17 protein-coding genes and 1 other RNA gene are annotated in these 14,373 nt (G+C 48.5%); 3 read left to right on the forward strand and 15 right to left on the reverse strand.

Annotated elements, in window-relative coordinates:
• Positions 1–11: 11 nt before the first annotated feature.
• From ssrA to NYE38_RS16620, 6 genes are all read right to left on the reverse strand, one after another.
• Positions 12–374: a transfer-messenger RNA gene (gene ssrA / locus NYE38_RS16595) on the reverse strand.
• 167 nt (positions 375–541) lie between these two features.
• Complete coding sequence (smpB, locus tag NYE38_RS16600) at positions 542–1,012, reverse strand: SsrA-binding protein (protein WP_003151688.1); 471 nt, start codon at positions 1,010–1,012, stop codon at positions 542–544.
• 139 nt (positions 1,013–1,151) lie between these two features.
• Positions 1,152–3,485 carry a ribonuclease R gene (gene rnr, locus NYE38_RS16605; RefSeq protein WP_326123350.1) on the reverse strand — a complete coding sequence of 778 codons (2,334 nt, stop codon included), beginning with the start codon at positions 3,483–3,485 and terminating at the stop codon, positions 1,152–1,154.
• Positions 3,486–3,503: 18 nt separating this feature from the next.
• Positions 3,504–4,244 carry a carboxylesterase gene (locus tag NYE38_RS16610; protein WP_007409986.1) on the reverse strand — a complete coding sequence of 247 codons (741 nt, stop codon included), beginning with the start codon at positions 4,242–4,244 and terminating at the stop codon, positions 3,504–3,506.
• 118 nt (positions 4,245–4,362) lie between these two features.
• A complete protein-coding gene (gene secG, locus NYE38_RS16615; protein ID WP_003151681.1) occupies positions 4,363–4,593 on the reverse strand; it encodes a preprotein translocase subunit SecG in 231 nt (76 codons plus the stop codon).
• A 123-nt stretch (positions 4,594–4,716) separates the two neighbouring features.
• Positions 4,717–4,902 carry a helix-turn-helix transcriptional regulator gene (locus NYE38_RS16620; RefSeq protein ID WP_087920807.1) on the reverse strand — a complete coding sequence of 62 codons (186 nt, stop codon included), beginning with the start codon at positions 4,900–4,902 and terminating at the stop codon, positions 4,717–4,719.
• Between the two features lie 195 nt (positions 4,903–5,097).
• Here NYE38_RS16620 and NYE38_RS16625 point away from each other — a divergent pair, with 195 nt between their 5' ends.
• From NYE38_RS16625 to NYE38_RS16635, 3 genes are all read left to right on the forward strand, one after another.
• A complete protein-coding gene (locus NYE38_RS16625) occupies positions 5,098–5,508 on the forward strand; it encodes a helix-turn-helix transcriptional regulator (protein WP_003151677.1) in 411 nt (136 codons plus the stop codon).
• A 24-nt stretch (positions 5,509–5,532) separates the two neighbouring features.
• On the forward strand, positions 5,533–5,964 hold the full coding sequence (locus tag NYE38_RS16630; protein WP_003151674.1) for a helix-turn-helix transcriptional regulator: 432 nt from the start codon (positions 5,533–5,535) through the stop codon (positions 5,962–5,964).
• 80 nt (positions 5,965–6,044) lie between these two features.
• Entirely contained in the window at positions 6,045–6,362 is a 318-nt protein-coding gene (locus NYE38_RS16635; protein ID WP_007613812.1) for a winged helix-turn-helix transcriptional regulator, read from the forward strand.
• A 96-nt stretch (positions 6,363–6,458) separates the two neighbouring features.
• Here the strand turns inward: NYE38_RS16635 and NYE38_RS16640 are convergent, their stop codons facing one another.
• The 9 genes from NYE38_RS16640 to NYE38_RS16680 all read right to left on the reverse strand — a co-directional run bounded on the left by NYE38_RS16640 (position 6,459) and on the right by NYE38_RS16680 (position 14,303).
• Positions 6,459–7,862, reverse strand: coding sequence for a HAMP domain-containing sensor histidine kinase (locus tag NYE38_RS16640; protein WP_025649293.1), 1,404 nt, complete (start codon positions 7,860–7,862; stop codon positions 6,459–6,461).
• Positions 7,853–8,515 (reverse strand): response regulator transcription factor, encoded by a 663-nt coding sequence (locus NYE38_RS16645; protein WP_003151668.1) that lies wholly within the window; start codon positions 8,513–8,515, stop codon positions 7,853–7,855. The genes NYE38_RS16640 and NYE38_RS16645 overlap by 10 nt, the downstream gene beginning before the upstream one ends.
• Positions 8,516–8,536: 21 nt before the next feature.
• Positions 8,537–9,307, reverse strand: a complete 771-nt coding sequence (locus tag NYE38_RS16650; protein ID WP_017418903.1) for a lantibiotic immunity ABC transporter MutG family permease subunit — start codon at positions 9,305–9,307, stop codon at positions 8,537–8,539.
• Entirely contained in the window at positions 9,304–10,038 is a 735-nt protein-coding gene (locus NYE38_RS16655) for a lantibiotic immunity ABC transporter MutE/EpiE family permease subunit (RefSeq protein WP_017418902.1), read from the reverse strand. The genes NYE38_RS16650 and NYE38_RS16655 overlap by 4 nt, the downstream gene beginning before the upstream one ends.
• The gene (locus tag NYE38_RS16660; protein ID WP_017418901.1) at positions 10,035–10,748 is read right to left on the reverse strand and encodes a lantibiotic protection ABC transporter ATP-binding protein; all 714 of its coding nucleotides are present in this window, start codon (positions 10,746–10,748) and stop codon (positions 10,035–10,037) included. The genes NYE38_RS16655 and NYE38_RS16660 overlap by 4 nt, the downstream gene beginning before the upstream one ends.
• A 111-nt stretch (positions 10,749–10,859) precedes the next feature.
• On the reverse strand, positions 10,860–11,537 hold the full coding sequence (locus NYE38_RS16665; RefSeq protein WP_021494139.1) for an ABC transporter permease: 678 nt from the start codon (positions 11,535–11,537) through the stop codon (positions 10,860–10,862).
• 18 nt (positions 11,538–11,555) lie between these two features.
• Positions 11,556–12,425 carry an osmoprotectant ABC transporter substrate-binding protein gene (locus NYE38_RS16670; RefSeq protein WP_224446939.1) on the reverse strand — a complete coding sequence of 290 codons (870 nt, stop codon included), beginning with the start codon at positions 12,423–12,425 and terminating at the stop codon, positions 11,556–11,558.
• A gap of 62 nt (positions 12,426–12,487) precedes the next feature.
• Positions 12,488–13,141 (reverse strand): ABC transporter permease, encoded by a 654-nt coding sequence (locus tag NYE38_RS16675; RefSeq protein WP_017418898.1) that lies wholly within the window; start codon positions 13,139–13,141, stop codon positions 12,488–12,490.
• Positions 13,142–13,157: 16 nt separating this feature from the next.
• Positions 13,158–14,303: a betaine/proline/choline family ABC transporter ATP-binding protein gene (locus NYE38_RS16680; protein WP_095270638.1), complete on the reverse strand. Its 1,146-nt coding sequence runs from the start codon at positions 14,301–14,303 to the stop codon at positions 13,158–13,160.
• Positions 14,304–14,373: the final 70 nt, after the last annotated feature.

The following is a 14,373-nucleotide window of genomic DNA, read 5'->3' on the forward strand; positions in this document are numbered from 1 at the left end:
TCCTCTGTTATGTATGGAGACGGTGGGAGTCGAACCCACGTCCAGAAACATCGATTACTTAAGCGTCTACGAGCGTAGCCTGCATATTTCGTGTTTCACTCGTCTTCGTGCCTGCGGGCGGGCCTTCCGAGAGCTAGTCTGTCAGTCTCTTCTTACGTTCTCAGACGGGAACGCAAGCGTAGCCTACTTGGATGTGCTCTTCACGGACACATAGGCAATGTCAGGAAGAGCTCGCTGCGTTTATTAGGCAGCTAGTGCTAAGTTTTGGTTAAAACTTTTAGTTTTGCCAGTTATATTTAGGTGCGTGTTAACGAGATCGCCTCTCGGCTCGCAGCTCAAGCTCGATCCATCCCTGTCGAATCCGTAACGTCCCCTTGTTAAGGGTATACGGGAGATCTATCAAGCTCTTGCTCAACTGGCTGTACTGTTATTATACCATGATCACAGGCAAATTCAATTGGGAATATCTTCAATAAACAGCCTGTGAATCTGATGTGTGAACAGTATAGCATACGGCAGTTATCACATCAAGGCTCATGCATCAGAAGCCTTTTTGTCTGTCTCTGAACGCTCTTTCGATTTCTCTTTTGGCGTCTTTTCGTTTTAAATCTTCGCGTTTATCGTATGTTTTCTTCCCTTTTCCGAGGCCGATTAACACTTTGGCGAAGCCGTTTTTCAAATACAGCTTCAGCGGCACGAGGGAATAGCCTTTCTCTTTCGTCAGGCCGATCAGCTTATTGATTTCTTTCCGGTGCATCAAAAGCTTTCTCGTCCGGAGCGGGTCGTGGTTATAGCGGTTTCCCTGCTCGTACGGGCTGATGTGCATGTTGTGGAGGAACACTTCGCCGCGCTCGATTTTCGCAAAGGAATCCTTCATGTTTACGCGGCCGGCGCGGATGGACTTAATCTCCGTTCCCTGCAGCACGATGCCTGTTTCATAGGTTTCTTCTATAAAGTAATCATGGTTTGCTTTTTTGTTTTGCGATAATACTTTGCCTGATCCTTTTGGCATGCCTTATCCTCCTCTCTCCGCAAAAACCGTTCATGTGTGCGATACGCTTTATTTTAGCAAATGGAGCGTTCCGCGACAATGAAAATGCGGCTTGCGAAAGAAAGCAAACAGAGCATTTTGCCCCATTTGCTTTTCGCATTTACTTCTTCTTTTTGCGTTTTTGTTTCGGCGCGTTTTGGAAACCGCGTTTTTTCTTTTTCTTCTTCGGTTTTGTAAACCATTCCCCTTTTTCCTCCGATTTCGGCGGTGAAGCCGGGGTATTGCTGTTTAACACGCGTTTCCGCGCCGGTCTGCCGCGTTTTCTGCGGTCGCTTGTCGTTTCTCTCGGACGGCGGGTGCCTTTCATGCCGACAATTTCAAAGTCGATGTTTCTCTCATCTTTATTGACGTCGACGACTTTGACCGTGATTTCGTCTCCGATGCGGTAAACGTTGCCCGTGCGTTCACCGATCATGGCGAAATGCTGCTCGTCAAAACGGTAATAATCATCCGTCATAAAGCTGACGTGCACAAGACCTTCAATCGTATTCGGCAGCTCGACAAACATTCCGAAATTCGTGACGGAACTGATCATGCCGTCAAATTCCTCGCCGATTTTATCAAGCATATATTCCGCTTTTTTCAGATCGTCCGTTTCCCGCTCGGCGTCAACGGCGCGACGTTCCATCGTTGACGTATGATCAGCGATTTCCGGAAGGCGTTCGGCCCACTTTTCTTGAGTCGCTTCGTCCGATTGTCCGTTGATCAAATACGTTCTGATCAGCCTGTGAACGATTAAGTCAGGATAACGGCGGATCGGCGATGTGAAGTGTGTATAAAACTCAGTCGCCAGCCCGAAATGGCCCAGGCTTTGCGGGTCGTATTTCGCCTGCTTCATGGAACGGAGCATGACGGTTGAAATCACCGTTTCTTCCGGACGGTCCCGTACTTCGTCAAGAATGCTTTGCAGCGCGCGGGGGTGAATGTCTCCGGCTTTTCCTTTGACGATATAACCGAATGTCGTCACGAACTCCAGGAACTTTTGCAGTTTTTCGGCGTTCGGCTCTTCGTGAATCCGGTAAATAAACGGCACGTTCATCCAATGGAAGTGCTCGGCCACCGTTTCGTTTGCGACAAGCATGAATTCTTCAATCAGCTTTTCCGCTACTGAGCGCTCTCTGATGACGACGTCTTTTACGGCGCCTTCCTCATCGACGAGCACCTTCGCCTCTTTGAAATCAAAATCCACGGCGCCGCGGTCCATCCGTTTCGCCCGGAGAATTTCCGCCAGACGTTCCATGTCTTTAAACATCGGGACGAGCGGCTCATATCTTTCTTTCAGCTCGGCGTCGTCTTCTGTGAGAATCCGGTTGACATCTGAATAGGTCATTCTTTCCGTCGTTTTAATGACGCTTTGGAAGATCTCGTGCTCTGTTACCTGCCCCTGCTGGTTGATTGTCATTTCGCAGGAAAGCGTCAGCCGGTCGACCTTCGGATTTAAAGAACAGATTCCGTTAGACAGTCTGTGAGGAATCATCGGAATGACCCGGTCAACCAAGTATACGCTTGTCCCTCTTTCCAGCGCTTCTTTATCAATCGGGGAATTCTCCGTGACGTAATGGCTGACGTCGGCAATATGGACGCCGAGCTTGTAGCTGCCGTTATCAAGCTTTGTCACGGTGACGGCGTCATCCAGATCCTTCGCATCCGCGCCGTCAATGGTGACAATGACCTGATCGCGGAGATCACGGCGGTTTTTGATGTCTTTTTCATCGATGGTATCCGGCGTGCTTGTTGCCTGCTCCATCGCTTCAGCCGGAAAGTCCCCCGGCAGGCCGTGCTTATGGATAATTGATAAAATATCGATGCCCGGATCATTTTTATGGCCGAGTATTTCAACGATTTCTCCTTCGGCGTTCATTCTGCCTTCAGGATAGCTTGTCAGTTTGACGACGACTTTATGGCCTTCCGCAGCGCCATTATTGGCATGTTTCGGAATAAAAATATCACTCGTGATTTTCTTATCATCCGGGATGACAAAGCCGAAGCTTTTCGTTTCTGTGTATGTGCCCACGACGCGGTCGATGCTTCTTTCCAGGATGCGGATGACCGTGCCTTCCTGTCTCGATCCGCTTGACTGGGAATTGAGCCGCACCATGACGATATCGCCGTTCATGGCCGTATTCAGCTCGTTCGGCGGAATAAACACGTCGCTTAAAGAGGTATCCTCCGGCAGCAGAAACGCGAAGCCCTTCGCATGCGCGGAAATTTTTCCTTTTACTAAATTCATTTTTTCCGGAAGCCCGTAGCGGTTGCTTCTGGTGCGGACGATCTGTCCCGTCTCCTCGAGCGCCACCAGCGCTTTTACCAGCTCTTTAAATTCATCGGCTTCCTTGATGTTCAGCATCTCCTCGAGTTCCTGAACGGTAAGGGGCTTGTACGCCTCTTCCTTCATAAACGCGAGAAGACGGTCCATAAACGCTTCTTTTTCCATTATTCGACCTCCTGTTTGTTACCAATCGAGTTTCTCTAAAAATTCGTACACATCCTGATGAACGAGGTCCCGTTCTTTATCGAGCGTAATGACATGGCCTGATTCTTCATACCATTTCAGCTGTTTGTCGTCCGTTTCCACCTCGTTGTAAATGATGTTCGCACTTTCTGTATTGATCATATGGTCATGCCGTGCCTGAACCACAAATGTCGGGGAATAGATCATGTCGACGTTTTTGCGCACATCGGCAATCAGCTCTTGAAGCGATTTGAGCGTATTCATCGGTGTTTTTTCAAACTCCTTCATTTCCTTTTCAATCTGCTCCGGCTGTTTTCCTTCGAATTTTTTATAATTGCGCGCGTAGGAAAGAACTCCTTCGTACATAACCTCTTCACTTTTAATGTGCATCGGCGCACACATAGGAACAATTCCCTTTATGGGTACAGTGTAACCCAATTTCAATGAAAAAACCCCGCCCAGCGACAGTCCGCAGGCCGCAATGTTTTCATAGCCTTCAGACCGTAAATATTCATAACCGTCCATGACGTCTTTCCACCAATCTTCAGGCCCCGTATGTACCAGCTCTTCCGGCGGAACGCCGTGCCCTTTATATTGAGGCGCGTGACAAGTGTAGCCGCGCTCATTCAAGTAGCGGCCGAGCATTCTGACGTCTGCCGTATTTCCCGTAAATCCGTGCAGCAGAAGCACCGCTTTGTCTCCGCCTTTAAATGTAAATGGTTTTGGTGTCACAATTTTCATGCTCATAACCCCTTTTTTGCACATTCAATTTAGTTTTCCACAGTTTTGCGAGAAACAAACGCCGTCTCTCAACAAGAAAAAGGCCTGATATTAAATCAGACCTTATACAAACATTGCCTTATACGATATACGCCAGCGAAATCGTCAACACGAAAAACAAGACTGCCAGCACAACGGTTGTGCGGTGAAGAATCAGATCAAGGCCCCTTGCTTTCTGTTTTCCGAAAAGCTGCTCCGCCCCGCCTGAAATTGCACCCGATAAACCGGCGCTTTTGCTGGTTTGAAGCAATACGACAATAATAAGTGCAATACTGACGATAACCAATAAGGTAATCAATAATGTGTGCATTCCATACACCTCCAGACTGACTGGCCTACATTGCTTCTATTTTACATGAAAAGCAAAGGCATGTCACGCCGTATCGGTATACATCATGTCAGAAAAACGGAAATGCGTTTGAATCTTCCATCATCATTGACTTTTGTCAACAAAGTCGTAGTAAAAAAGATCTTCAAATTTCATGTCAAAGTAATAGAGCATTTTTCCGATGACCAGCTGTCCCGGCCTCCGCTCTCCATTCAGTACACGGCTCAGTGTGGCGGGAGATATTCCGATCTCCAGGGCGAGCTGGTTTAACGAGTAGTCATTATTGACCATATACTGCAGCACATAATCTCTTCTGATCTGTATCTTTTCGACCACTTTCTTCACCTTCCGTTCTGTCAAATACTTTCTTTCTTATACATAAGATACGGCTTTTGTTAACTTTTGTCAATACTTTTCCAGCCTGGCTATTCCCTTTAGTCAATAAACATACTAGAATATAAATAGACCGCGGGAGGGGGAGAGACTGTGGAAAGCTTCGGGAAACAATTGCGGACATTGCGGGAAAAAAGGCATCTGACAGTGAACCAGCTGGCAACGTATTCAGGCGTCAGCGCCGCGGGAATCTCGCGGATTGAAAACGGCAAACGCGGGGTGCCGAAACCTGCAACCATTAAAAAGCTCGCAGATGCGTTAAAAATCCCGTATGAGGAACTGATGCAGACGGCGGGATACATAGAGACCGTCCAGGAAACGAGAGCCCCGTACGACACGGGCTGCACCTTGCTGGAAAAAGCCGAAACGTATGAGCTGCATGATTTATCCCTTTTGGAGCGGGAGAACTGGCGGCACCTGTCGAAAGAAGACTTGGTTCTGCTTGATAAATACTTTGCGTTCTTATCGGCGGAAGCCAAAAAAAGAACAAATGAAGACTCATGACTTTGCACATGTGAGGCGATCTTATTGAACACATTCGGAAAGCAATTAAGAGAGCTGCGCCGCGCCCGGAAGCTTACCGTCAATCAGCTTGCCGTCTATTCCGGCGTCAGCTCGGCGACCATTTCCAGAATTGAAAACGGGCACCGCGGCATTCCTAAACCCGCGACCATCAGAAAATTGGCGGACACATTAAAAATTCCGTACGAGGAGTTAATGGCGCGGGCCGGACACATCAAGGCATTTCAGGAGGAAATCCGTGAAACCTCCGAAAGCTATCAATCCATCTGCGCCATCTATCAGACCGCCGTTGACAGAGGCGCGGAGCATCTGCCGCTGTTTGACAGCAAAAAGTGGCAGCACTTCACAAAAGAAGATATTGAAAGCGTCAGCAAGTACTTTGATTTTATTGCGGCTGAAGCGAAAAAGCGCTCCCCGGATTCCTCATCCTCTTTTTGATTCCCTCCCAACTTAACGAGCGCCAGACATACGTTCCCTCCGATTTTGCGGTATAATAGCAGAAGACGAGGTGAAAAAGCATGAACCAATCAGAAATGTGCCCCAGATTCGAAAAAGCGGTCGACATCCTAAGTAAACGCTGGGTGGCTCTAATCGTCTTTCAGTTATTGAACGGACAGCAGCGATTTAGCGAAATTGAAGCGGCGCTTCCGAATTTAAGCGGAAGAGTCTTGTCAGAACGTCTGAAAGAACTTGAAACAGAAGGTGTCATCAAACGGGATGTTATCCCCGAAACGCCTGTCCGCATTGAGTATTCTTTAACGGAAAAAGGCTGCGCATTAGCCCCTATTTTAGAGGAAATTTCCAAGTGGTCTTCACAATGGATTGATCCTTCCTGATAAACTCTTTTCCGCATAAGCGGCTGATCTCTCAAACGGGCAGCCGTTTTTATTTTTGCCTTTCTCAAAGAAACATGGAAACAGAAAAACAAGCCCTCATACGTGCAGGGCTTGTTTTTGTCTGACGCCTTCCAGCGGAATTCGAATCTCCGCCCGGGCTCCTCCAGACTCCTGATTTTCAAGTATTAATTCGCCGTGGTGAAGATGTACGACATGATGGGCGAATGTAAGCCCCATGCCGTGATGTCCCGCCGAATGTCTGCTTTTATCCTCCGTGTAAAAAAGCTGTGTCGCTCTTTTCAGCGCTTCCGGCGAGAACCCGCTTCCGCTGTCGGATACGGCAAGATGGAGGGCGGAATCGGTGCACAGGACGTCCACACGGATTTCCCCTCCTTCCGGCGTATAGTCGACGGCATTTGCCGCGATATTCATGACCGCCCTGTGGAGCAGCTCATGATCGATCGGCGCTTCTATTCGGTCAATTCCCCGTTCGCTGAGGACGAGATCAATCTGCTTCGGCCCCGCAAGCGCCGCCGCGTCACGATATATGTTTTGAATCCACTCTTTGAGGTCAGTATATTCCACATGAACGGCAACTGCCTCCTCCGCTTTGGAAAGCTGGATCAGCTGTCCGACATAATGCTCGATTTTGTTTCCGGCATCCAGAATATACTGCGCATATTCCGCCTGCTCCTCATCAGGCTCTGTTAACTGAAGCAGCTCGGCATTTCCTTTAATGATCGTTGCCGGAATTTTAATATCATGCGCAAGCGCGCCGATCTGTTCTTTCTTTATCCGCTCCGCCTCCCACTGCGCCGCCAGAGATGCTTGAAGCGCGTCTTTCATTTTCAGCAGAGAGTCAATGACATCGTCAAATTCTTTTATACGCGACCTTTTTGGATTGATATTTAAATTCTGTTTTTGAATGCTTGCCGTAATGGAGCTGAGTGTGCTGAAATGCCGTCTCAGCTGATTGGCGAAACGCGTCGTCACGATAAAAACGGTCAAAAGAAGCAAAGTGATCAGAATCGTAAGACCCGTCCATTCATAATTCGGCAGATAGCGCCTTAACAGCGGCGACTGAAATTCCGACCTGAGTGAATATTGGAGAACGCCGTATTCATCTTTCCGATTTATCACCATGAATCCTTTTTGAGCATAATTAAAATACGGCTGATGCTGAATCTTTTTTCTGGCGTTGGCCGCGTCTTTTTCCGTCATCGTTCCTTTCGTCATCCGCTTTGTTTTTTTATCAAAAACGGCGTATGTCATACCATCGGGGATCATGTCTTCTGTTATCTTTTCCGCCGATTTCAGGCGGGGCTTGATCTGTTCCGCCTCATGCTCGCTGTAATTTGCGGGCAGGATCGCTCCGGCATTCATGGCAATGGCATTTAAGGCGACACATAATGCCGCCACCCCCATCGTGCTCAGACACAGTGTGATCGTAAATTTGACAAGCTCTTTGCGGATGCTGGATTTTCCTTTTGCTATTCCCATTTGTATCCGACACCCCACACCGTTTTGATCGGATCAGCCCCGTGTTCTTTACATTTTTTACGGATGGTTCTGATAAACTCCGTAATGGTTGAATAGAGCGCATCGCCGTCCAAGCCGTACACTTCCTCGTAAATCTGCTCCCGTGAGAATGTTCTGTTTTTATGCTGTGCCAGAAATTCAACGATTTTATATTCGTTTTTCGTAAGAGGCAGTTTCCGGTCATCCATCCACACTTCTTTATTGTCAAAATCAAACATGAAGCCTGATATCAGCCGTTTCGTCTGATGCTTTTCCCGCCGTTCCCTTCTGACATGCGCGTTTACCCTTGCCATCAATTCCTGTACGCCGAACGGCTTTGTGATGTAATCATCAGCGCCTGTCATGAGGCCTTTCACAATGGATTCTTCGTCAGACTTTGCCGTTAAAAACAGGATCGGGCTGTCCACCAGCGGCCGAATCCGCCGGCAGAGTTCAATCCCGTCCGTTCCGGGCATCATGACATCGAGAAGAATCAAATCATAGCCTTGAAAAAAATCCAATGACTGATCCTCCGCTTTTTCCAGAATCGTTACTGTATGCTGATCACGCTGTAAAATGTTTCTGATCAGAACGAGAATATCTTTTTCATCATCAATTGCTAAAATGTTTGCCACCGGCCGAATCGCTCCTTGCCTTTATTCATATGAACGCCGCCCTTCCCATCTTCTGCACCAATAGAGGCCGGCCAGACACAATATCACTATAGAAAAATATAACATTATTTCTCCGAATCTCATATCGTATCTTACATAAGGGAGGAACTCTTTTTTGACTTTGTCAAAATGCAGCAGTCCTGCAAGGCCTGAAAGCCGCACGCTCCATGCCCACGGGAAAAAACGCCAGATGATATCGCCAAGTCCCGTATTCATGAGCGCCGCCATTAATAATCCCGCACCCCCTAAAAGCCCGGACGGTCCCATGCCGTACTTTACGCCGACAAAAAAAGACATCATATAAAGCGGAATACTGCCGGCAATCAGCCACGCCCCTCCTTTTAAAAACGTAAGATAGGGGAGATCATTGATGTGAAGAACAAATTTCATCCCCGCCAAATAAAGACAGATGGCGAGACCTGCCGATAACACATTCAATAGGAGCAGCAAAAGCAGCTTGCCCGCAAAACTGACGATTTTCGAATACGGCACCGCCAGCATCATCTGAAAATGGCCCGCCTGTTCCTCAACCGAGGCAGACATCCCGCAGACAATACTGATGATTAAAGGGTATAAAACAGCAATCGCGCTGAAAAACACACTGTACAGCATATAAGGCTCCTGAACCCTTCCATACATATACAACAGGAAAAATCCCGCGCATAAAACCGGCGCCGCAGCATGCATCCATATGAGCGGCGTGCGCTTCATTTTTAATACATCGGCCCACATATATCGTAAAAGCACGGTCATGACCGGTTTCCCCCTTTTGCAAAAGACACTGCGGAAATCAAACTTATTGCGATAAAAGAAAGGATAGAAAGAATAATAGCCGGAAAGATCACGTTTCCGTTTAATAAGCCGCTGTCTGCGGGAAGCGGAATTCCGTTCGGATGGATCCCGAGAATCGGTGACATCACCCGGACTGACCAGCTCCATGGGCTCAGCCACCACAATGAACCGGACGCCGGCACAATACCCAAAACAAAAGCGGCGATCATATTCACGAGAATGACTGCCGTAAATCCGAACTGTCTGGCAATCCATAAGCAGAACGGAATTTCCCAAAGCGTCGTCAGCCATAAAAGGGAGCCTGCTTCAACGCCTTTCAGCTGCAGCGCAGCAATTCCCGGAAATACAAGGCCAAGTAAAAACATGATGATGAAAAAAACGATTTGCGACAGGAGTGAATACAGCGCGATCAAGCTTATTTTTGAGAGCCATATGCTTTTTAAATCTGCCGGCAATGAGTACACCGCGCGGTCATTCGCAGATTTTTTCTCTTTTTTAACAGATAAACCGCACATTAGAGAAATCATGAGCGGCATGAAAATAACCGCCCACCAATTGAACGTGCCCGTCATAAAATAAGCCGTATTCAGCAGAAAAGAAAAAGCCGTGTTCAGAAGCGGAATCAGAATGATGAGCTTTCTGATAAATGTTCTTTTAGATGTAAGATGTTCCGCCTGCATGTACTGAATCATTTTCCTGTCCCCGCTTTCTCCCGTGTTGATTTGACTACCTCCAGAAACAACCGCTCCAGATCATCTTCCCGGCTGATTTCTCCCTGATATCCTAAAACGCCGTCACTGATGATCCCGATATGGTCTGCGATCTGCTCGACTTCTGATAACAGATGGCTTGATAAAATAACCGTCATGCCCTGTCCGGGGAGGGAGCGGATAAATTCCCGCAAATCCTGAATTCCCATCGGGTCCAATCCGTTTGTCGGCTCATCAAGAATTAAGAGCGACGGACGGCTTAATAATGCTAACGCAATGCCGAGACGCTGTTTCATTCCCATGGAAAATTGTCCGGCGCGCTTTTTTCCGGTTCCCGTTAATCCCGTGATTTCCAGCACTTCCGCAATTCTTGAATCAGGCAGTCCGAGCATCACGCAGCGGACTTTCAGATTTTCAGCGGCTGTCAGGTTGCTGTAAAGCGGCGGCGCTTCAATCAGGGAACCGATGCTTTTCAAGTCTTCGCGCTTCCATGTATGTCCGTCGAACAGAACCTCGCCGGATGTTTGCTGCAGCATGCCGGTCAATATTTTAAGTGTTGTTGATTTTCCCGCGCCGTTCGGACCGAGCAGGCCGTATATACTGTTGCGCTTTACTGATAGAGACACATCAGCCACTGCCTGTTGTCTGCCGAATGATTTTTGCAGCTGTCTCGTTTCTATGATGTTGCTCATTTGATTTACCCCTTTGCTTTGTTATTTGATAAGTAAGACTTTACAGCGCAGTTATCAAAATTTAATCAAGAAATCAAAAAAAGCATCCTTCCCGCGGAAGAATGCTTTTTTTCATGAGGCTGAGCGTACGATCAGCTTTCTTTTTTGTTTTTTCACCGGGCTGAGGGCTCGTTCCAGCCACGCCATCAGCAGGTCTGCGGCCACCGCCATCAGCGCGGTCGGGATGGCGCCCGCCAGAATAATGGCGGTTCCGTTTGTCGCGTTCGACCCTCTGACGATCATATCGCCGAGGCCGCCCGCCCCGACGAAGGTGCCGATCGCCGTGATGCCGATAGCAATGACGAGCGCCGTTCGGAGACCCGCCATAATGACGGAAAGCGCAAGCGGCAGCTCCACCATACGAAGGATTTGGTATTTCGTCATGCCCATCGCTTTTCCCGACTCGAGATAAGCGTGCTCGATATTGATAATGCCCGTGTGCGTATTTCTGAGAATCGGCAGCAGGGAATACAAAAACAAAGCCGTGATGACCGTATTGGCGCCGAGTCCCATGACAAGCATCAGGACGGCGAGCATCGCCAGCGCCGGAACGGTTTGAATCACATTCGCCACAGCAAACACCCAGCCGGAGAGACGCCCGTGCCTGGCTGTCACAATTCCGGCCGGAATGGCGAAAACGGCGGCGAAAACGACGCCGTACGCCGACATGAGAAAGTGCCGCCAGCACTCATACAGAACATAGCTGCCGTTTTGAGCGTAATACGTAAACAGCTCCTTCATCGTGTCCATCCGCACATCTCCTTTCCGTTATTCAAAGTAATGATGTTTTTCTAAATATTCCTTAGCTACGACGGACGGCTCTTTTAATCGGCCGTCAACTTCGTAATTCATTTTCTGCATCATCTTTGTATCAATCGCGCCGATCATTTTATTGATCACGCCCTCCAGTTCGGGATGCTCTTTTAATACTTGATCCGGAACGACGGGTGAACAGTCATACGGAGGAAAGAACCGCTTATCATCCATCAGCGTTTTCAGTCCGTAAGCGATGATTCTTCCGTCGGTGGAATAAGCGAGCGCGATATCCATCTTTCTGCTTTTCAGCGCGTCGTAAACGAGGCCGATCTGCATCGGATACGTGCCTTCAAATGACATTCCGTATGTTTTCATAAAATCCTGATATCCGTTGCCTCTCAGCTTCATCCAGTAGTTATCTACGCCGAATTTCAGATGAGACGCTTCTTTTTTGACATCGGATACCGATTCTAAATGGTACTTGCGGGCAAGCTGTCCGGAAACGGTAAAGACGTATGTATTATCAAAGCCGTAAGAATCAAACCATTTCATGTCATATCTGTTTTGAAATTCACGCTGAACTAGCCGCAGCGCTTTGTCCGGGTCTTTTTCCGGCTCCATGCGAAGCGTCCCGGTCAGCGCGTCACCTGTATAGCGCGTAGCGGCGATATCAATATCACCGTTGATCAAGGATTGCTGCTGTACGGCGTTGGAACCGAGATTTTTAATAACGGATGTTTTCAACCCGCTGTGATGTTCGATCATCTGTCCGAGCATGCTCGCGATGATTTCTGATTCGGTCATGCTTTGCGCGCCGATTTTAATGGTATCCTCCGATGCGGCGCTCAACCCCGGGAGCGAGCATCCGCCAAGGAGCAGCATACCGATACAGGCGATTGCGAGCAGCCGTTTTTTGCATCTATTCCCCATGAGAGACCTCCTCCTTATGAAGCATCCTTTATGCTCTTCAGCCCGTCAGGCGTGACTTTCCGTTCTGTCATCCCCAGCATGTAATCGACGGCTGCCGCCAGCACTGTGACCGGAACGGCGCCTGCGATAATATACTCCGGCTGATAAAGGTTCAAGCCGATAAAAATGTAATCTCCCAGCCCGCCTCCGCCGATAAAGGAGGCGAGTGTCGCCCAGCCGATTAAATAAATCGAAGACGTCCTGATGCCCGCCATGATGACCGGAGCGGCAAGCGGGAGCTCTACAAGCCTGATCTGCTCCCATGCCGTCATGCCGATTCCTTTTCCCGATTCCAGAAGATGCCGATTGACGCCGAGAATCCCCGTATACGTGTTTCTGAGAATCGGCAGCATGGAATAGAAAAACAGCGCCGCAACGGCCGGGACCTTTCCTACGCCTAAAAGCGGAATAAAAAACGCAAGAATGGCAAGGCTCGGCAAGGTTTGAATGATGTTGACGATGCCGATGACGGCGCCGGCTCCTCTTTTCATCCTCGTCAGCAGGACGCCGAGCGGAACGGCGGCGAGAATGCCCGCCATGACGGCGATTAATGAGATGTACAGATGCTCCCATGTTTTATAAAGCATCTCTCCTCCATTTGCCTGTAAAAATTGCACGGTCTGATTCATATCAATTGAAGCCTCCTCATGACATCACCGCGAGCTGATTCTCTTCTCCCCAGATGGAGTCATAGACGATGTCAACGAGGCTTGCCCTTGTCACGATTCCCGTTAATCTGCCGTCCTCATCAAGGACCGGCACAAATTTCATGCCTCTTTTTAAAATTTTATGGACGGCGTCGCGGAGCAGAGTGCCGCTTCTGACCGTGTACAGATCCCGTTCAAGCACTTCCGCGACGGTTACCGCTTGTCTTCGTTTGCGGTCAATCATCTCCACATCGACATAACCTTGGAGAACGTTCTTTTCATCAATGACGAGCAGCGAATCCACCCGCTCGGCACGCATCAGCTGAATGGCGGCTGACAGTGTTTTCTCAGGTGTTACCGTCACGGGATCGGGATTCATGATCTGCTCCACCCGTTCAATATCAGGGCTGGATGATTGGATCAGCCGTTCCTTGCCGATAAACTCCTCAACAAATTCATTCGCCGGAAATCTGAGAATCTCATCAGGCGTTCCGGCCTGGACGATTTCTCCCGCTTTCAGAATGACGATTCTGTCCGCAAGCTTGATGGCTTCGTCCATATCATGGGTAACAAATACGATGGTTTTATGTAAGGTTTTTTGCAGTTTTTTAAATTCTTCCTGAAGGGAATCTCTCGTAATCGGGTCAAGCGCCCCGAACGGTTCATCCATTAAGATGAGCGGCGGCTCTGCGGCAAGTGCCCGTAATACACCTATTCGCTGCTGCTGTCCTCCGCTCAGTTCATGAGGGTAACGGTCTAAATATTCAGGCCCCATATCAACGAGCTTTAAAAGCTCCCGCGCCCGTTCCTTCCGTTTTTCGGCAGGATGCTTTAAAAGCTTCGGAACGAGCGTAATGTTCTGCTGAATGGTCATATGCGGAAACAGCCCGATCTGCTGGATGACATAGCCGATGCTTCTTCTGAGTTCCACCGGGTCTTGTTCCATAATGTTTCGGCCTTCTATCAGGATTCTGCCTTCTGTCGGTTCAATTAAGCGGTTGATCATTTTCATCGTCGTCGTTTTACCGCAGCCGCTCGGTCCGATAAAACAAATAAATTCGCCTTTGGCGATATTCAGGTTGATGCTGTTGACGGCTTTTTTCCCGCCTTTATACATTTTCGAGACATTTTCTAATGTCAGCAAACACTCACACCTCCATGATTAAGTTTATTCAATTCGTTAAATTCAAATTTAACTTTTCAGACAATTGAAC

This window comes from Bacillus sp. EU63 (assembly GCF_038592915.1).
Classification (GTDB): domain Bacteria; phylum Bacillota; class Bacilli; order Bacillales; family Bacillaceae; genus Bacillus; species Bacillus velezensis.